The organism is Ruegeria sp. YTSA135, assembly GCF_059610165.1.
Window position 1 is genome coordinate 128,054 of record NZ_JBXWNC010000006.1, and the last position, 18,181, is coordinate 146,234.

General features: G+C 57.7%; 19 protein-coding genes. 12 read left to right on the plus strand and 7 right to left on the minus strand.

Features of this window, described 5'->3' with window-relative positions; all coding sequences use genetic code 11:
• Nucleotides 1-6 precede the first annotated feature (6 nt).
• Nucleotides 7-864 carry an HpcH/HpaI aldolase/citrate lyase family protein gene (locus AC2FIT_RS10025; RefSeq protein ID WP_496829041.1) on the minus strand — a complete coding sequence of 286 codons (858 nt, stop codon included), beginning with the start codon at nt 862-864 and terminating at the stop codon, nt 7-9.
• Between the two features lie 170 nt (nt 865-1,034).
• Between AC2FIT_RS10025 and AC2FIT_RS10030 the strand changes: the two genes are divergently transcribed.
• Nucleotides 1,035-1,334 (plus strand): hypothetical protein, encoded by a 300-nt coding sequence (locus tag AC2FIT_RS10030; RefSeq protein ID WP_496829043.1) that lies wholly within the window; start codon nt 1,035-1,037, stop codon nt 1,332-1,334.
• On the opposite strand, the gene AC2FIT_RS10035 is transcribed toward AC2FIT_RS10030, so the two are convergent.
• Nucleotides 1,331-2,086: a sulfite exporter TauE/SafE family protein gene (locus AC2FIT_RS10035; protein ID WP_496829045.1), complete on the minus strand. Its 756-nt coding sequence runs from the start codon at nt 2,084-2,086 to the stop codon at nt 1,331-1,333. The genes AC2FIT_RS10030 and AC2FIT_RS10035 overlap by 4 nt on opposite strands.
• 161 nt (nt 2,087-2,247) lie before the next feature.
• Between AC2FIT_RS10035 and mdh the strand changes: the two genes are divergently transcribed.
• From mdh to lpdA, 10 genes are all read left to right on the plus strand, one after another.
• Nucleotides 2,248-3,210 (plus strand): malate dehydrogenase, encoded by a 963-nt coding sequence (gene mdh / locus AC2FIT_RS10040; RefSeq protein WP_475184611.1) that lies wholly within the window; start codon nt 2,248-2,250, stop codon nt 3,208-3,210.
• 432 nt (nt 3,211-3,642) lie between these two features.
• The gene (sucC, locus tag AC2FIT_RS10045) at nt 3,643-4,836 is read left to right on the plus strand and encodes an ADP-forming succinate--CoA ligase subunit beta (RefSeq protein WP_068338112.1); all 1,194 of its coding nucleotides are present in this window, start codon (nt 3,643-3,645) and stop codon (nt 4,834-4,836) included.
• Nucleotides 4,837-4,919: 83 nt separating this feature from the next.
• A complete protein-coding gene (gene sucD / locus AC2FIT_RS10050; RefSeq protein ID WP_496829048.1) occupies nt 4,920-5,801 on the plus strand; it encodes a succinate--CoA ligase subunit alpha in 882 nt (293 codons plus the stop codon).
• A 42-nt stretch (nt 5,802-5,843) separates the two neighbouring features.
• Nucleotides 5,844-6,386, plus strand: a complete 543-nt coding sequence (locus tag AC2FIT_RS10055; protein ID WP_496829050.1) for a DUF805 domain-containing protein — start codon at nt 5,844-5,846, stop codon at nt 6,384-6,386.
• 57 nt (nt 6,387-6,443) lie between these two features.
• Nucleotides 6,444-7,148, plus strand: a complete 705-nt coding sequence (locus AC2FIT_RS10060; RefSeq protein ID WP_496829052.1) for a sulfotransferase family 2 domain-containing protein — start codon at nt 6,444-6,446, stop codon at nt 7,146-7,148.
• Nucleotides 7,149-7,187: 39 nt separating this feature from the next.
• Nucleotides 7,188-10,145 (plus strand): 2-oxoglutarate dehydrogenase E1 component, encoded by a 2,958-nt coding sequence (locus tag AC2FIT_RS10065; protein ID WP_496829054.1) that lies wholly within the window; start codon nt 7,188-7,190, stop codon nt 10,143-10,145.
• A gap of 3 nt (nt 10,146-10,148) precedes the next feature.
• Nucleotides 10,149-11,666: a 2-oxoglutarate dehydrogenase complex dihydrolipoyllysine-residue succinyltransferase gene (gene odhB / locus AC2FIT_RS10070; RefSeq protein WP_496829056.1), complete on the plus strand. Its 1,518-nt coding sequence runs from the start codon at nt 10,149-10,151 to the stop codon at nt 11,664-11,666.
• 2 nt (nt 11,667-11,668) lie between these two features.
• Nucleotides 11,669-11,938 carry a hypothetical protein gene (locus tag AC2FIT_RS10075; RefSeq protein ID WP_068338094.1) on the plus strand — a complete coding sequence of 90 codons (270 nt, stop codon included), beginning with the start codon at nt 11,669-11,671 and terminating at the stop codon, nt 11,936-11,938.
• 148 nt (nt 11,939-12,086) lie between these two features.
• Entirely contained in the window at nt 12,087-12,497 is a 411-nt protein-coding gene (locus AC2FIT_RS10080) for an MAPEG family protein (RefSeq protein ID WP_496829058.1), read from the plus strand.
• A 72-nt stretch (nt 12,498-12,569) separates the two neighbouring features.
• Nucleotides 12,570-13,958 carry a dihydrolipoyl dehydrogenase gene (lpdA, locus tag AC2FIT_RS10085; protein WP_496829060.1) on the plus strand — a complete coding sequence of 463 codons (1,389 nt, stop codon included), beginning with the start codon at nt 12,570-12,572 and terminating at the stop codon, nt 13,956-13,958.
• A 16-nt stretch (nt 13,959-13,974) separates the two neighbouring features.
• Here the strand turns inward: lpdA and AC2FIT_RS10090 are convergent, their stop codons facing one another.
• Nucleotides 13,975-14,556 carry a TetR/AcrR family transcriptional regulator gene (locus AC2FIT_RS10090; protein WP_496829062.1) on the minus strand — a complete coding sequence of 194 codons (582 nt, stop codon included), beginning with the start codon at nt 14,554-14,556 and terminating at the stop codon, nt 13,975-13,977.
• 100 nt (nt 14,557-14,656) lie between these two features.
• Between AC2FIT_RS10090 and AC2FIT_RS10095 the strand changes: the two genes are divergently transcribed.
• Complete coding sequence (locus AC2FIT_RS10095; RefSeq protein WP_496829064.1) at nt 14,657-15,250, plus strand: NAD(P)H-dependent oxidoreductase; 594 nt, start codon at nt 14,657-14,659, stop codon at nt 15,248-15,250.
• Nucleotides 15,251-15,259: 9 nt separating this feature from the next.
• On the opposite strand, the gene AC2FIT_RS10100 is transcribed toward AC2FIT_RS10095, so the two are convergent.
• The 4 genes from AC2FIT_RS10100 to AC2FIT_RS10115 are packed head-to-tail and all read right to left on the minus strand — an operon-like array spanning nt 15,260 to nt 18,165.
• Nucleotides 15,260-15,865 (minus strand): pyridoxamine 5'-phosphate oxidase family protein, encoded by a 606-nt coding sequence (locus AC2FIT_RS10100; RefSeq protein ID WP_496829066.1) that lies wholly within the window; start codon nt 15,863-15,865, stop codon nt 15,260-15,262.
• Complete coding sequence (locus tag AC2FIT_RS10105) at nt 15,852-16,592, minus strand: lysophospholipid acyltransferase family protein (protein ID WP_496829068.1); 741 nt, start codon at nt 16,590-16,592, stop codon at nt 15,852-15,854. Before AC2FIT_RS10105 ends, AC2FIT_RS10100 begins: the two co-directional genes overlap by 14 nt.
• Nucleotides 16,592-17,491, minus strand: a complete 900-nt coding sequence (locus AC2FIT_RS10110; RefSeq protein ID WP_496829070.1) for a cell division protein FtsX — start codon at nt 17,489-17,491, stop codon at nt 16,592-16,594. The genes AC2FIT_RS10105 and AC2FIT_RS10110 overlap by 1 nt, the downstream gene beginning before the upstream one ends.
• Nucleotides 17,488-18,165: a cell division ATP-binding protein FtsE gene (locus tag AC2FIT_RS10115; protein ID WP_496829266.1), complete on the minus strand. Its 678-nt coding sequence runs from the start codon at nt 18,163-18,165 to the stop codon at nt 17,488-17,490. Before AC2FIT_RS10115 ends, AC2FIT_RS10110 begins: the two co-directional genes overlap by 4 nt.
• Between the last annotated feature and the right edge of the window lie 16 nt (nt 18,166-18,181).

Here is an 18,181-nt window from a genome sequence, read left to right on the forward strand (position 1 = left end):
ACTGGCCTACCCCGCTTGCAAAGCTGAAATCACCTCTGCTTTTGCCAGAATTTCGCGGGCTGTTACAACATGCAGGTTTTCAACGATCTTCCCATCGACCACTGCAACACCCTGACCCTGCGCCTCGGTCTCTTCAAACGCAGCAATCTGACGGCGCGCCAGATCAATCTCGGCCTGCGATGGCGCAAAAGCCGCGTTGGCGATGTCGATCTGCGCCGGGTGGATCAGAGTCTTGCCATCAAAACCCATATCGCGGCCCTGCTCACATTCAGCCGCCAGACCATCATTGTCTTTGAACGCGTTGTATACGCCGTCGACAATGATCAGCCCCTCGGCCTTGGCGGCCAGCAGGCACAAACCCAACGAGGTCATCAGCGGCAGGCGATCAGAGCGGAACCGGGTTTGCAGGTCCTTGGCCAGATCATTTGTACCCATCACAAAGCCTGTCATCAACGGATGAGCCGCAATTTCATCCGCATTCAGCATGCCGCGCGGCGTTTCCATCATCGCCCAGACCGGCTTGTCACCTGTGATGGCAGCTAGTGCATCCACGTCAGCGGCCGCGTTCACCTTGGGTAGCAACACAACATCAGCGTCCATATCGCGGACCGCCTCGGCATCGGCGCGGCCCCATTCTGTATCCAAGCCGTTGATGCGTACGATCTTGACGCGTTCACCGTAGCCACCAGCCGCCAGCGCCGCACTCAGCGTTTGGCGCGCATTTGCCTTTTCCTCAGCGGCCACTGCGTCTTCGAGATCAAAGATGATCGCATCCGCCGGCAATGTGCGTGCCTTGTCCAATGCCCGCTCGCGTGAGCCGGGGATGTACAATACTGAGCGATAGGGGCGCTGACGGGCGTCCATTGGCCTCTCCCTTTGAAACAAAATTGCGCGAAATGGGGCATTTTTTTCCGGAAAGTTCAAGAGCAAAATCGCCGCAACGCAGCATGAGCGCCGCAACGTGCGTAGGCTTAACCTAATTTGGGTCAGCCGACACCAAGCTGAAGGTCAGATGGAATCTGGAGGTTTTGCAGATGAAAGACATGCTGATCAAGTTGACGATGGGCCTTGGTATCATGGTGCTGGCCGCACAGCAGGTACAGGCTCGGACCTGCGCCCCAAGCGATGAAATGGTGAAACGACTGGCGGGCACATACGGAGAAACGCGCCACGCTATCGGAATCGCGCGGCAAGGTGCGATAATGGAGCTTTTTGCTTCGGATCAGACCGGCAGCTGGACGATCACGGTAACGCTGCCGGACGGAACAACTTGCCTGGTCGCAGCGGGTGGGGATTATGAGGCAATCGCAGAAGCCCTTCCACCCAATATCTAAGTCAAGGCATCCCAGATCAGTTTGCTGCCTGTAATGATCAGCAATACATAGGCAATGCCAAAAAACAGCCGTTCGGACAGCATGAAATGCGCCCGGACGCCCAGCCAGGCACCCAGCAGTGCAAAAGGTGTCAGCAGCAGATCAGCCCATGCGGTGTGCCAGGTAAACATCCCCAGAAAGGCATACGGTACGAATTTCGAGATATTGATGACCCAGAAGACCAGCACGGTGGATGCCTGGAACTCGGTCTTAGTCAGGCGTTGCGACAGCAGATAAACAGCGGCAGGCGGCCCGCCGGCATGACTGACAAAACTGGTAAACCCGGCGACCAGCCCGGCAAACAACCCGGCAGTTGTCGGCAGTCTCTTTTCAAACCCCCGGATAAGGCCTTTGCTCTGGGCGAAATGCCAGACTACGAATCCGACCGAGATTCCACCAATCAGCAAACGCAGCAGGTCATCATCGGTCGCGCGGTATAGCCAAGCGCCCAGCGCGACCCCAGGGACCGCACCCAAAATCAACAGGCGCGAGTCAGGCCAGCTCCAGCGTTTCCAATACGGGCCAAGTGTCGCCACATCAATGACCATCAGAATGGGCAACATCAGTGCAAGCGCCTGCCCCGGCTCAAGTATCAGCGCCAGAATCGACGACGACGCAAAAGCCACGCCTGACCCGAACCCGCCCTTCGAGATGCCCGCAAAGATCACCGCCGGAATTGCGACGGCAAAAAACATCAGGTTCAGTTCGAACATGCGGCATCCCGTATATTGGCTTGTCTAAAAAGCCGTTTAGCGCAATCAGCGCGCCCGGCGCAAACTGTATGCGGTTGCATGCCGCGCTGCATAACCCTTGCGCGAACGCCATTTACCGACTAGCACAACCGCGACTTCAAAACCGACCGGAGACAATCCAAATGGCCAGACCCAAGATCGCGCTGATCGGCGCAGGTCAGATCGGCGGCACGCTCGCCCACCTCACAGCAATGAAAGAACTGGGTGATGTCGTCCTGTTCGACATCGCGGAAGGCATCCCCGAAGGCAAAGCGCTCGACATCGCTGAGTCCGGGCCCTCCGAGGGCTTTGATGCCAAGCTGAAAGGCACACAGTCTTATGAGGATATCGCAGGTGCCGATGTCTGCATCGTAACGGCAGGTGTACCGCGTAAACCGGGGATGAGCCGTGACGATCTGCTGGGGATCAACCTGAAAGTCATGAAATCCGTCGGTGAAGGCATCGCCGCCCACGCGCCTGACGCCTTCGTTATCTGCATCACCAACCCGCTGGATGCGATGGTCTGGGCGCTGCGCGAATTCTCTGGCCTGCCGCACAACAAGGTCTGTGGCATGGCTGGCGTCCTGGACTCGGCCCGATTCCGGCACTTCCTGGCCGAAGAATTCGGTGTGTCCATGAAAGACGTTACTGCCTTCGTTCTGGGCGGCCACGGTGATACCATGGTGCCGTCGGTCCGCTATTCGACCGTTGCGGGTATCCCGCTGCCCGATCTGGTCAAAATGGGCTGGACCTCGCAAGACAAGCTGGACGCGATCGTACAGCGCACCCGCGACGGCGGCGCCGAGATCGTTGGTCTGCTGAAAACAGGTTCAGCCTTCTACGCCCCGGCAACGTCGGCGATTGAAATGGCTGAGGCCTATCTGAAAGACCAAAAACGCGTCCTACCCTGCGCCGCCTATTGTGACGGAGAGCTGGGTGTTAGCGGCATGTACGTAGGTGTCCCCACCGTAATCGGGGCTGGTGGCATCGAAAAAATCGTCAACATCACCCTGAACGATGAAGAGCAGGCCGGTTTCGACAACTCGGTCAATGCTGTGAAGGGTCTGATTGAGGCTTGCAAAGGCATCGACAACTCGTTGGCATAAAATTCGGTATAACCGACTATGATTCTGAATGCGCGTCTTCGGACGCGCATTTTTTGTCTGGTAAGCCCGTTTGGGTTCTACTATCGGCGCGCGTCTAACACCCTTTCCGTCAACTCTGACAAAATCCGACATGCCTCCGAACCTTGTCTGCGGAATGCAACACGACGCGATCTTTTATTTTTTGCTCGGGTGGCAACCGCACTCAGGAATATCGAGTAGACGTATGTCGCAGGCATGTGTTTGTAGAATCGACTTGGCGGTTCAAATCAATTGACCCACATCAACGGGTAGCTTGTGATCACACCCCAAAAATCCGTGATCACAAAAGGTGAAAATCTTAGTGAAAAAGCTCTGTAGAAGCAAAAAAGCCTTTATATTTCTGTTATACAGCCGTCTATAACGACTTAATCGTAGTCAGACGGGACAGTTTCGATGAACATTCACGAATATCAGGCCAAGGCTCTTCTTCGCAGCTATGGCGCTCCGGTCTCCGAAGGTCGCGCGGTTTTGCGCGCCGAGGAAGCCAAAACCGCAGCCGGTGAACTGGATGGCCCCCTTTGGGTTGTCAAAGCACAAATCCACGCAGGTGGTCGCGGCAAGGGGTCTTTCAAAGAAGCCGATGCCGGCGAAAAGGGCGGTGTACGTCTGACCAAGTCGGTGGAAGAAGCCGCCGAAGAAGCGAAGAAGATGCTGGGCCGCACGCTGGTCACGCATCAGACCGGCCCCGCAGGCAAGCAGGTCAACCGCATTTATATCGAGGCCGGGTCCGGCATCGAACGCGAATTGTACCTGGCCCTGCTGGTAGATCGTCAGACCAGCCGCATCTCATTCGTCTGCTCGACTGAGGGCGGCATGGACATTGAAGAGGTTGCTGCTGCCACGCCCGAGAAAATCCTGTCCTTCTCGGTCGATCCTGCGACCGGCTACCAACCCTATCATGGCCGCCGCATCGCCTTTTCGCTGGGGTTGGAAGGCGCGCAGGTCAAGCAATGCGTCAAACTGATGAGCCAGCTTTATGCCGCCTTTGTCGAGAAGGACATGGAGATGCTGGAGATTAACCCGCTGATCATTTCGGACAAGGGCGATCTGAAAGTGCTGGACGCCAAGGTCGGCTTTGACGGCAACGCGGTCTACCGCCACCCCGACATCGCCGAACTGCGCGACGAGACCGAGGAAGACCCCAAGGAACTGGAAGCGTCGAAATACGACCTGAACTATATCGCTCTGGATGGTGAGATCGGGTGCATGGTGAACGGTGCCGGTCTGGCGATGGCCACCATGGACATCATCAAACTGTACGGGGCTGAGCCTGCCAACTTCCTCGACGTGGGCGGCGGCGCGACCAAAGAGAAAGTGACCGAAGCGTTCAAGATCATCACCTCGGACCCGAACGTCAAAGGCATTCTGGTCAACATCTTCGGCGGCATCATGCGCTGTGACGTCATCGCCGAGGGCGTTGTCGCCGCGGTGAAAGAGGTCGGCCTGCAGGTTCCGCTGGTCGTGCGTCTGGAAGGCACGAATGTGGAGAAGGGCAAAGAGATCATCAACACCTCTGGCCTGGACGTGATCGCAGCGGACAACCTGAAAGACGGCGCTGAGAAGATCGTGAAGGCCGTCAAAGGCTAATCCAATTCCGTGGGGTGGGCTTCATCCCACCTTTCCGAATAATTCTGGCAGGCCGCGGCCCGCCTAAAACAGGAGAACGCCAGATGGCAGTCCTCATCGACGAAAATACCAAAGTGATCTGTCAGGGTTTTACCGGCTCGCAGGGCACATTCCACAGCGAACAGGCCATCGCTTATGGCACCAAGATGGTCGGAGGCGTGACGCCCGGCAAAGGCGGGATGGAGCATCTGGGCCTGCCCGTGTTCAACTCGGTTCACGAAGCCAAGCATGTGACCGAAGCCAATGCCAGCGTGATCTACGTGCCGCCGCCCTTTGCGGCCGACTCGATCCTCGAAGCGATTGATGCCGAGATGGAAGTGATCGTCTGCATCACCGAAGGCATTCCGGTTCTGGACATGATGAAGGTGAAACGCGCGCTGGAAGGTTCGAGCTCGCGCCTGATCGGTCCGAACTGCCCAGGTGTCATCACGCCCGACGCCTGCAAGATCGGCATCATGCCCGGCCACATCCACAAGCGCGGTTCGGTCGGCGTTGTGTCGCGTTCGGGCACCCTGACCTATGAGGCGGTCAAGCAGACCACCGATGTAGGTCTGGGCCAGTCCACCTGCGTGGGCATCGGCGGCGACCCGATCAAAGGCACCGAGCATATCGACGTGCTGGAATGGTTCCTGGCCGATGACGAAACCGAGTCGATTATCATGATCGGTGAAATCGGTGGTTCGGCCGAGGAAGAAGCCGCGCAGTTCCTGGCGGATGAGGCCAAGAAAGGCCGCAAGAAACCGACCGCCGGTTTCATAGCAGGCCGCACAGCTCCTCCGGGCCGCCGAATGGGTCACGCAGGCGCGATTGTCGCCGGCGGCAAGGGTGGTGCCGAGGACAAGATCGAAGCCATGCGCTCAGCCGGTATCGTCGTGGCCGAAAGCCCGGCAACGCTGGGTGAGGCTGTTCTGGAAGCGATTGGCTGATATGGCGGCTTCGGCCGTCTAGTCTGGAGAGGAACGGAACACATGACCTTTGGTGAGGCTGTAAAAACGTGTTTCTCCAAATTTTTCACCTTTTCGGGCCGTGCCTCACGGCCCGAGTACTGGTTCTTTTTCCTCTTTATCGTGATCTGGAACATCATCGCCGGGATCATCGACTGGCAGTTCTTCACCCAAGTCGCCACGACAGAAACGGAGACGAGTACATCCGTCACCGCCACGTCATCGCAACCTGTACAAAGCATCGTCAGCCTGATCGTATTCATCCCGCATCTGGCCGTCGCGTGGCGGCGGATGCATGATACCGGACGCAGTGGTCTTTATGCTTTGTTGCCGATCCTGCTGATCCTGGGGGCAGGTGCCGTTCTGTTCTTCGGCATCGGCCTTGCATCCAGTTTCCAGCATGGCGGCAATCTGGACATCCTGTTCACCCGCGCCACGCTGTTGATCGTCATTCCGACACTGCTGATCCTTTTTGTGTCGCCTCTTCTGGTGCTGTGGTGGCTGACCCGCCCCAGCCAACCGGGCCTCAACCAATACGGCCCGAACCCGCAGGAGGTTGCCCCATGATCGGACACGCAGGAAAATCTGGTTTCACTCAGCCACAAACCGGAAAGGATCAGTGAGATGGTCCTGGTTTGCCACAAGCACAAGTTCATTTACCTGAAGACGACCAAGACGGCGGGCACCTCGACCGAGAAAGCCCTGCAGCCCTTGTGTGAAAAACCGGGGCTGGGTGAGTTGCCGAACGGAGAGATCAGGATCTCAAAACATGGGATTGTGGGGGCACGTGGACCCAGAACGCAGAACACCCATCGCATTCTGCGGTTGTGGCACAGGCACAAACATCCATGGCGTAGTCATATGTCAGCCATAAACATAAGGGAAAACCTGGGCGCCAAGACATTTGACAGCTATACCAAGATCGCAAATGTCCGCGATCCTTTCGACCGGGTGGTGTCGCAGTTTCATTTTATGAAATACCAGAAGAATCTGCCTTCGGAGGACGCGAAAACCGAATTCGAGCAGTTCAGATCGTTCGTCTTGTCGGGCACATGGTCCATAGATTGGGACATCGTTTCGATCGATAACAAACTGATTGTTGATCGTTTCATTCGCAAAGAACACCTTGTCGCCGACTTGAAAGAAACGCTCGCTGGATTTGGTCTGCCGGAAAACGGTTTTAAACTCGGACACGACAAATCCATGAAAGAAAGACGAAAGGGCATACCTGTGCCAGAGTACTACGACACTGAAACGATCGATACTGTCCGACGAAACATGGCCTGGGTATTTGATACACTGGGTTATCCAGACCAGCCGCAACACTGAAACCAAAACCGAAACCGCCTACCCATTCGAGGTTCGCACATGACCGAACATACGCCCAATTCCGCATTTCACGCCTCTAGCTTTATGCAGGGGCACAATGCCGAGTATCTGGAGCAGCTATATGCCCAATACACCAAGAACCCCGGTGCGGTAGACGCCGCATGGGCCGAGTTTTTCAAGGCCATGGGGGACGCTTCTCCGGACGTGCAGAAAGAGGCTGAAGGGCCCTCCTGGGCGCGGACCGACTGGCCGCCGATGCCCGCCGATGACCTGACCGGAGCTCTCACAGGCGAATGGTCAGAGATTGACGCCAAAGCAGCAGGCAAGAAGATCAAGGAAAAGGCAGCTGACAAGGGCGTTGAGGTCAGCGATGATCAGATCAAACGCGCCGTTCTGGACAGTCTGCGCGCGCTGATGTTGATCCGGGCCTATCGCATCCGGGGTCATCTGGCCGCCGATCTTGACCCGCTGGGCATGCGAGCCGCCAGTACGCATCCAGAACTGGACCCCAAGACATACGGCTTCACCGAGGCCGATATGGACCGTCCGATCTTTATCGATAATGTTCTGGGCCTGCAGATGGCCAGTATGCGCCAGATCGTTGAGATCGTGAAACGCACCTATTGCGGCACCTTTGCGCTGCAATACATGCACATCTCTGACCCTGAACAGGCCGCTTGGCTTAAGGAACGGATCGAAGGCTACGGCAAGGAAATCCAGTTCACCAAGGAAGGCCGCAAGGCCATTCTCAACAAGATGGTCGAGGCCGAGGGATTTGAGAAATTCCTGCACGTCAAATACATGGGCACCAAGCGCTTTGGTCTTGACGGCGGTGAGGCGCTGATCCCTGCGATGGAACAGATCATCAAGCGTGGCGGTGCCTTGGGCATAAGGGATATCGTGATTGGCATGCCTCACCGGGGTCGCCTGAACATCCTTGCCAACGTGATGGGTAAACCTTATCGCGCGATCTTCAACGAATTTCAGGGCGGTAGCTTCAAACCCGAAGACGTGGATGGGTCCGGCGATGTGAAATATCACCTCGGCGCGTCCAGCGACCGCGAGTTTGACGGCAACAGCGTGCACCTGTCGCTGACCGCGAACCCTTCGCACCTTGAGGCGGTGAACCCCGTGGTGCTGGGCAAGGTCCGCGCCAAGCAGGACCAACTGAACGACACCGATCGTACTGCGGTGATGGGTATCCTGCTGCATGGTGACGCGGCCTTTGCCGGTCAAGGTGTTGTGGCCGAAGGCTTTGGCCTGTCGGGTTTGCGCGGGCACAAGACCGGCGGCACCATGCATATCGTGGTGAACAACCAGATCGGCTTTACCACCGCGCCGCACTTCTCGCGGTCTTCTCCGTATCCGACGGATATCGCGCTGATGGTCGAAGCACCGATTTTCCACGTGAACGGCGATGACCCCGAAGCGGTGGTGCACGCTGCAAAGGTTGCGACCGAGTTCCGCCAGAAGTTCCACAAGGACGTGGTCATCGACATCTTCTGCTATCGCCGGTTTGGTCACAATGAGGGCGATGAGCCCATGTTCACCAACCCGATCATGTACAAAAAAATTAAGACCCATAAGACCACACTGTCTCTGTATACTGAGCGTTTGGTCCAAGACGGCCTGATCCCGGAAGGTGAGATCGAGGACATGAAAGCCGCCTTCCAGGCGCATCTGAACGATGAGTTCGACGCCGGCAAGGATTACAAGCCGAACAAGGCCGACTGGTTGGATGGGCGCTGGTCGCATCTGAACAAGAACAAAGAAGAATATGTCCGCGGCGAAACTGCAATCTCGCCCGAGACACTGGCCGAAGTCGGCAAGGCCCTGACGCATGCGCCCGCAGATATCGCGGTGCACAAAACCGTCTCGCGCCTGCTGGACCACAAGAAACAGATGTTCGACAGCGGCAAAGGCTTTGACTGGGCAACGGGTGAGGCACTGGCCTTTGGGTCATTGCTGACCGAAGGGTATCCGGTACGCCTGTCCGGGCAGGATGCGACACGTGGTACGTTCAGTCAGCGCCACTCGGGCTTCGTGCATCAGGAAACCGAAGAGCGGTATTACCCCCTGAACAACATCCGCGAAGGGCAGTCGAAATACGAAGTGATCGACTCGATGCTTTCGGAATACGCGGTATTGGGCTTCGAATACGGCTATTCGCTGGCCGAACCCAACGCGCTGACCCTGTGGGAAGCCCAGTTTGGTGACTTCGCCAACGGTGCGCAGATTATGTTTGACCAGTTCATCAGCTCGGGCGAAAGCAAATGGCTGCGTATGTCGGGTCTGGTGACCCTGCTGCCGCACGGGTTCGAAGGGCAAGGCCCCGAACATAGCTCGGCCCGCCTGGAACGCTTCTTGCAGATGTGCGGTCAGGACAACTGGATCGTAGCGAACTGCACGACGCCAGCGAACTACTTCCACATCCTGCGCCGCCAATTGCACCGGACGTTCCGCAAACCGCTGATTCTGGTTACACCGAAATCGCTGCTGCGGCACAAGCTGGCGGTCAGCACGGTCGAGGATTTCACCACCGGCTCCAGCTTCCACCGGGTGCTGTGGGACGACGCGCAACAGGGCAACTCGGACACCAAGCTGGTGGCCGACAAGCAGATCAAACGCGTCGTTCTGTGTTCGGGCAAGGTCTACTACGACCTGCTGGAAGAACGCGACGCACGCGGGATCGACGACATCTACCTGCTGCGGATCGAGCAATACTATCCGTTCCCGGCGCACTCGCTGATCAACGAGCTTGAGCGCTTTAAAGGGGCCGAGATGGTCTGGTGTCAGGAAGAACCCAAGAACCAGGGCGCCTGGACATTTATCGAACCCAATATCGAATGGGTGCTGACCCGCATCGGCGCCAAACACACAAGGCCAACCTATGTCGGCCGCGCAACCTCGGCTTCGCCCGCGACGGGTCTGGCCAGCCAACACAAAGCTCAACAAGAGGCGCTCGTGAACGAAGCGCTGAGCCTCGAAGGAAAGTAAACGATGACAATTGAAGTTCGTGTTCCCACGCTTGGCGAATCCGTCACCGAAGCCACGGTTGCGACCTGGTTCAAGAAACCCGGTGATGCCGTGGCTGTGGATGAGATGCTCTGTGAGCTTGAGACTGACAAGGTAACGGTTGAGGTCCCGGCCCCGGCTGCCGGTGTCATGGGTGAAATCGTCGCCGCCGAGGGTGAAACCGTTGGTGTCGACGCCTTGCTTGCGACTATTGCCGCAGGCGAAGGCGCAGCTTCGGCCCCGGCTACTGCAGCCGCTGAACCCGCACCCAAGGCCGCACCAGCCGCTGGCGCTGGCAGTGTCGACGTGATGGTTCCCACCTTGGGCGAGTCGGTCACCGAGGCCACGGTATCCACGTGGTTCAAGCAGGTGGGCGACGCCGTGGCGCAAGACGAAATGCTCTGCGAACTTGAAACTGACAAGGTCTCCGTTGAAGTTCCAGCGCCCGCCGCAGGCGTTCTGTCCGAAATCGTCGCACCTGAAGGCACGACCGTGGATGCAACGGCCAAGCTGGCCGTGATCTCGGGCGCGGGCGCTGCGACGGCCCCCGCCGCGGCTCCGGCAGCTGCTGCAGCAGCCCCGGCCGCAGCGGCTGCGGGTAAAGACGTGGCCAATGCCCCTTCGGCCGAAAAAGCGATGGCCGAGGCTGGTCTGAGTGCTGATCAGGTCACCGGCACCGGTCGCGATGGCCGCATCATGAAGGAAGACGTGGCCAAGGCGGTCGCAACTGCTGCTGCGCCTACATCGGCTCCTGCTCCTGCTCCGGCCGCCGCGCCACGCGCGCCGGTTCCTGCGGATGACGCTGCGCGCGAAGAACGCGTCAAGATGACCCGCCTGCGCCAGACCATCGCCAAGCGCTTGAAAGACAGCCAGAACACCGCCGCGATGCTGACCACCTATAACGAGGTGGACATGACCGAGGTGATGGCCCTGCGCAGCCAGTACAAGGACCAGTTCGAGAAGAAGCACGGCGTGCGTCTGGGCTTTATGTCCTTCTTCACCAAGGCTTGCTGCCATGCGCTGAAGGAGGTGCCCGAGGTGAATGCCGAGATCGACGGCACCGACATCGTCTATAAAAACTTTGTCCATATGGGCGTGGCCGCCGGTACACCGACTGGCCTTGTGGTTCCGGTGATCCGCGATGCCGACAGCATGTCGTTCGCCGCTATCGAGAAGGCCATCGCCGAGAAAGGCAAACGCGCCCGAGATGGCAAACTGTCCATGGCCGAAATGCAGGGCGGTACCTTCACCGTCTCAAACGGTGGCGTCTACGGCTCGCTGATGTCCTCACCCATCCTGAACCCCCCGCAGTCGGGTATTCTGGGCATGCACAAAATCCAGGATCGTCCGATGGCAATCAACGGTCAGGTCGTAATCCGTCCGATGATGTATCTGGCACTGTCTTACGACCACCGGATCGTGGATGGCAAAGGCGCGGTCACGTTCCTTGTTCGCGTGAAAGAGGCGCTGGAAGATCCACGCCGCCTGCTGATGGACCTGTAATCATGGCAACCCATGTGCTTTGGCAAGCTGATGTGGCGGATTTCGATGCCTGGCTGAAGGTGTTCCGTGAAGATACGGCAGTGCGCAAATCTGCCGGAATTCATGACCTTCACGTCTGGCGCGATCCTGCGCGACCTGATCACGCCGTTGCCCTGTTCGAGATTTCGGATCTTGAGCGGGCCACGGCCTTTCTCGAATCTGAGGAACTTGCCATGCATCACGAACGCGGCGGCGTCGCGCATATTCAGGTCAAAGTGCTTTCGCCCGAGTAGGCCTGATGCCCTGTGTACGTGACATATACCGATTGTCTGGCCAATTCTCTGGCGGCGTCCGCGCCGCCACAACCTGCCAGGCCCCCCAACGGCGATCTTCGTTGAGTTTTCACTTGCCAAGCGACCACATATTCGGAGATCGCACCAGATGACCCCCGAACTTATCGCACTAACCTTGGCCGCACTGTTGCAGGTCGTGCAATATGCCCTGATGGCGATACCCGCGAATATCGAACTGGGACCGGGTAAAACCATGTCCCCGCGCGACCGCTCGCGTCTGAACGGATCGCTGGAAGACCAGCTATCGGACGAGACCGGCCGTTTATACCGTGCGCTGAACAATCATTTCGAAGGGTTGATCCTGTTCACCATAGCCTGCACCGCGGTCACGGTCGCAGACGCGGGCACCGGATTTACCGCGGCATGTGCGTGGATCTATCTGATCGCCCGCATACTCTACGTACCGGCTTACTTTTTTGGCTTGTCGCCCTGGCGCAGCCTGATCTGGTTTGCTGGTTTCCTCGCAACAACTTTCATGCTTTTGGCGGTGCTTTTTTGATAACGCCAGTTTACAGCCTGTGCGCAGGTGGTGTCTGCTCTGCCACAGCCCGACTACTCAAGGAGACCTTTCATGGCAAACTATGACGTCATCGTAATCGGCGCTGGCCCCGGCGGCTATGTCTGCGCTATTCGCTGTGCCCAACTGGGCTTGAAAACCGCCGTTGTAGAAGGGCGAGACACGCTGGGCGGCACGTGCCTGAACGTCGGCTGCATCCCGTCCAAGGCGCTGCTGCATGCCAGCCACCAACTGCATGAGGCCGAGCATAACTTTGCCAAGATGGGCCTGAAGGGGAAAAGCCCCTCGGTCGATTGGAAACTGATGCAGGTCTACAAGGACGAAACCATTGAGGGTAATACCAAGGGCATCGAGTTTCTGTTCAAGAAAAATAAGATCGACTGGTTAAAGGGCTGGGGCTCGATCCCCGCTGCAGGTCAGGTCAAAGTGGGCGACGAGGTTCACACGGCCAAGAACATCATCATCGCTTCGGGCTCTGAACCTGCTTCGCTGCCGGGCGTTGACGTGGATGAGAAAGTTGTCGTGACCTCGACCGGTGCGCTGTCGCTTGGCAAGGTTCCGAAAAAGATGGTTGTCATTGGTGCGGGCGTGATCGGTCTGGAACTGGGTTCGGTGTATCAGCGACTTGGCGCCGAAGTCACCGTGATCGAATTCCTCGACGTGATCACGCCGGGCATGGACCCCGAGGTTCAGAAAACGTTCCAGCGCATTCTGAAAAAACAGGGGTTGAACTTTGTCATGGGCGCAGCGGTACAAAAGACCGAAGCGACCAAGACCAAGGCCAAAGTCACCTACAAGCTGCGCAAAGATGACAGCGAACACGTGATTGAGGCGGATACCGTTCTGGTCGCCACCGGGCGAAAGCCATTCTCGGACGGTCTTGAGCTTGAGTCACTGGGCGTTGAAATGACCCAACGCGGCCAGATCAAGGTGGGCTCTGACTGGCAGACAAACGTGCCCGGCATCTATGCCATCGGCGATGTCACCGAAGGCCCGATGCTGGCGCATAAGGCCGAAGACGAAGGCATGGCCGCCGCGGAACAGGTCGCGGGCAAACATGGCCACGTCAATTATGGCGTCATTCCGGGGGTGATCTACACCTGGCCCGAGGTCGCCAATGTCGGCGAAACCGAAGAGACCCTGAAAGAACAAGGCCGCGCCTATAAGGTGGGCAAGTTCATGTTCATGGGCAACGGCCGCGCCAAGGCGAATTTTGCGGCCGATGGGTTCGTCAAAATTCTGGCTGACACCGAAACCGACCGGATACTTGGCGCCCACATTATCGGCCCGGCGGCAGGCGATCTGATCCATGAGGTTTGCGTCGCAATGGAGTTCGGCGCGTCAGCCGAAGATCTGGCCCTAACCTGCCATGCGCACCCAACCTATTCCGAAGCGGTACGAGAAGCGGCACTGGCCTGCGGCGACGGCCCGATCCACAGCTAACTTACTGCCCCGCCGGCTAACCGGTCGGCGGGGTCAACCACGCGTCCAGATAGGTCTCTAACCTGTCACTGAATGTGGTGGCCGCGTGCAGGGCGCAGAACCTTAGCGACATAGCCTGAATGGCAAAAGCCTGCACCCCTTCTGCAAGAAGTTCAGGCGTTACGTCCTTCCGCACATCTGCTGTTTCAAGCCACATCATTACAAGGCGATAGTATCGGTCGAAAAAATGGGCAATCGGTCCTATTTCCGCAACAGCCGTCGCGCCTGAATACCTGATCAACAGATCAAATACGTATCGCTCGGATGTCATGAATCTGTGGACAGGTTCAAGCGCGGCGATAATCTCGGACACGGTCCTGGGTGGTGCCTGGGCTTCGGCACTATCCAGAAACTCATTCAACTTTGCGCCAATCAGAGTTTCCATTAGCGCATCCTTGTCACGGAAATGCGCGAAGAACGTACCTTTGGCCACACCCGCCGCCTGCACTACGTCTTCGACCCTCAGGGCCTCGTAGCCACCAGTGTTGATCAGGTTTTCCGAGGCTTCCATAAGGCGCGCTCGAGTTTTCAGAGTACGTTTTTGAATTGTCTTTTGCATAGGTCCAATTTGCATAGTTTTTGACCACGGTCAAATTTTTATTGACCATAGTCATTTTTCTGGTTTATAAAATGACCATGGTCAATTTTGGAGAATCCTGATGCAACGGAAAAAAATCCTCATCCTTGATGGGCACCCCGCAGAAAGCAGCCTGTCCCGCACTTTCGCTGAAACCTACAAAGACGCGGCCGAAAAGAATGGCCACGATGTCCGAATGGTTCACCTCAGCGAAATGCAGTTCGATCACGACTTTGGTCAGGGCAACTATAAAGACTTCAAACCGCTTGAGCCCGTTTTGGAACAAGTACTTCAGGATTTCGAATGGAGTGACCATCTGGTCCTCACAACACCGATGTGGTGGGGCGGGTTGCCGGCCAAGCTGAAAGGCTTAATCGATCGGATGTTCATCCCGGGACGCACCTTCGACACAAGAAATATCAGCAAGCTGGGACTTCCAGCCCCGATGCTGGCAGGACGTACAGCTCGTGTCATCCTGACGTCTGATACGCCGGGTTGGTTTATGCGGCTGATTTACCGGCAAGCCCTCATTCGGCAGGTCCGTGATCAAATTCTTGGATTTGTCGGCTTCAAACCAACCCGTTTCACCTATTTTGCGAGTGCCAGCTATCCAAAGCCCGGCAGTGTCGAGCGCTGGGTCTCACAAGTCGCCAAAATCGGTGCGGCTGCGGTGTAGTTGCACGTGCTACCACATCGTTTTTTCGGCTCTTGCACCCCATTCCGCGTCGTATTGTGCACCGCCTTCCTCACCCCGGCTTACTTCGGTCAGAATTTCGCCAACTGTGGGTAAGGCGGCACTTTCATCACCTGCGCTCCAGGTCCTCGCGCGCATAAGTGCGCGGGCGCATTGCGTGTAGATTTCGGCAATTTCAATGACGACAACCGTGGCGGGTTGCTTGCCGTTTTTTTCAAACCGGGCGCGCAATTCACTGTCCGCAGTCAGGAGCGCTGTACCATTCACCCGAACGACTGTGTTGGAGCCCGGCACCAGAAACATCAGGGCCACGCGCGGGTCACGTACGATATTGCGCAGGGAATCTAACCGGTTGTTGCCGCGCCAATCCGGAAGCGCCAAAGTGTTTGCATCAAGCTCCTGCACAACGGGGCCATCATCGCCCCTTGGGCTTCCGTCTACGCCTTCGGGGCCAACGGTGCTGAGAATGCACAACCGCGCGGCCATGATCCACTTGCGGTAAAGGGGAGTCAGGCTGTGTGCCACCTTCCGCAATGAGGGCGCACCGGGTTTACCGTAGAGACTTTCAAGTATTTCGATATCGTCAATGAATTGCATCAGGATCAAACCCAACTTCTCGCATCAGCGCATTGGACCTTGTTTCGATGACATCCTCCAGCATTCCGAGGAAATCGTCCCGTGCAGCACCCGGTTTGATAGGATCAAGGAAGTCGACAATGGCCAGCCCCGGCCTGCGCAGAACACCGGTACGAGGCCAGAACACACCCGCATTTGTCGCCGTGGGAACGCAGGGAAAACCCAGCCCTTCGTACAAAATGGCCGTGCCGACCTTGTAAGGCTTGCGCACCCCCGGCGCGACGCGCGTGCCTTGGGGATAGATTACCAACTGCCCGGGTTCCGTGAATTCCTTGGCAACGTCCTTAACCATCTTGGCCACGGCGACGCCCTTTTTACCCCGATCAACCGGGATACAGCCAAGACGCCGGGCATACATACCGATGACCGGGGTCCAAAGCAGTTCTTTCTTCATAATGAACTTCCCGTGGGGGATGGCGTCGAAAATGATGATAATATCCAGAAAGGACTGATGTTTGGCACCGATGACCACTTCACCCGACGGCACCGCGCCACGAACTTCGGTCCGGATGCCGACCATCCAACGAGCCAACCACAAGGTTGTACTCGCGTAGGCCTTGCAAGCTTTCAATGCGCCACGCTTGGTGAACATGGCGTATGGGGCGAACAGGATACCCAGAACCAGCATCCAAACGTAGATCACGATCATGAAGATCAATGAGCGTACCCACTGAAACGCAGCGGCCATCACGAAAGCTCCTTCAGTTTACGGCTGGCGGCACTCCAGGTTGCCAGAAAGGCAACGGCCGCACCCAATACGGGGATCAGGGCCGGCAACAGCCAGCCATACCCCTGAAATCCCAAACCCGTCAGAAACCCGCCCGCATCCGAGGCTGCGGGCAGCAGCAGCACTCCGGTCATGCCCAGCAGAACGCCGACAACGGCACCAAAGAAAGCCCGATAGGTAAAGCGCCGGACAAAGGCACGGGCAATAAAACCGTCACGGGCACCAACCAGCCGCAGCACCTCGATAATCTGGGCATTGGCAGCTAGCGAAGCATTGGCGGCCAGCGTGATCATGGCTGCCGTGGCCCCACCAATCAGCAGGATTGAAACCCAGCCCAGCCGCCGCAGGGACCTTGCGGCCTCTACCAAGGGTTCACGCCAGCGGGTATGATCGTCCAGAACTGCACCGGGAACTTCCGCGCCAAGCCGCAGGCGCAGACCAGCCGCATCCAGACCCGGCTCACCTTCGATGATCTCAATCAGTTGAGGGATAGGCAGCGTTTCCAGCGGCAGGTCCGGGCCAAACCAAGGGGAGAGCAGCGCGGCCTGTTCTTCGGTGGTCAACGCGCGGGCCGAAGCTATACCCGGAGTTTGGCTCAGCACGGTTAGGGCCGCCTCGGTCTGCGCGTCCATCTGATCGGCAGGTGCGCTGATACGCAGGGTGACGGCCCCGGCCAATTCCGTACCCCAGCGGTCAGCCAGCCGCCCCGATGCCAGGGAAAGGGCCAATGCAAACACCGCCAGAAAAGCCATCGCGCCTGATACAAACAGGGTCAGATGCGCCGTGTACCCAGTTGGCGGAACGACCCGGTCCGCGCGCGTATCCCGTTTCAGCAGGCTTCGGATCATTCCGTTGCTCATAAATCCGCTCCCGCAAGTTGGACCTGACGTTGCGAGATTCGAAGAACCCTTGCCTGCACCTGGCTTTTCGCCGCGCGGATCAGGCTCATGTCGTGGGTCGCGATCAGCACGGTCTTGCCCATCTTGTTCAATTCGACCAACAGGCGAAGCAGGCGTTGCGACATCTCCCAATCCACATTTCCGGTTGGTTCATCCGCCAGAACCACGTCCGGCGACAGGATGACCGCGCGGGCCAGTGCGGCACGCTGGCGTTCCCCTCCTGACAATTCCGGCGGGTGCGAATCCAATCGGGTGCCCAGCCCCACCCAGGATAGCAACTGGCTAAGGTCTTCGCGCTGTGCAGTATCGATTTGCCCGGACACCGTTAGCGGCAACGCCACATTCTCGGCCAGCGTCATGTGATCAAGGAACTGGCAATCCTGATGCACCACACCAATCCGACGGCGCATCAGGGCCAACTGATCGCGATCCAGCCGGGCGATATCCTGCTTGAACACGCTGAGCCGGCCCGTCGTGGGCAACAAAGCGCCGTAGCAAAGTTTGAGTATGGTGGTCTTGCCCGCACCTGACGGGCCGGTCAAAAAGTGAAACGACCCCGGTTGCAACCGTAAAGACACGTCGCTCAGCAGTTCGCCACCGCCATAGGTGTAGCTGAGATTTTCCAGCTCGATCAAAAGGAGCCCCCGTTTC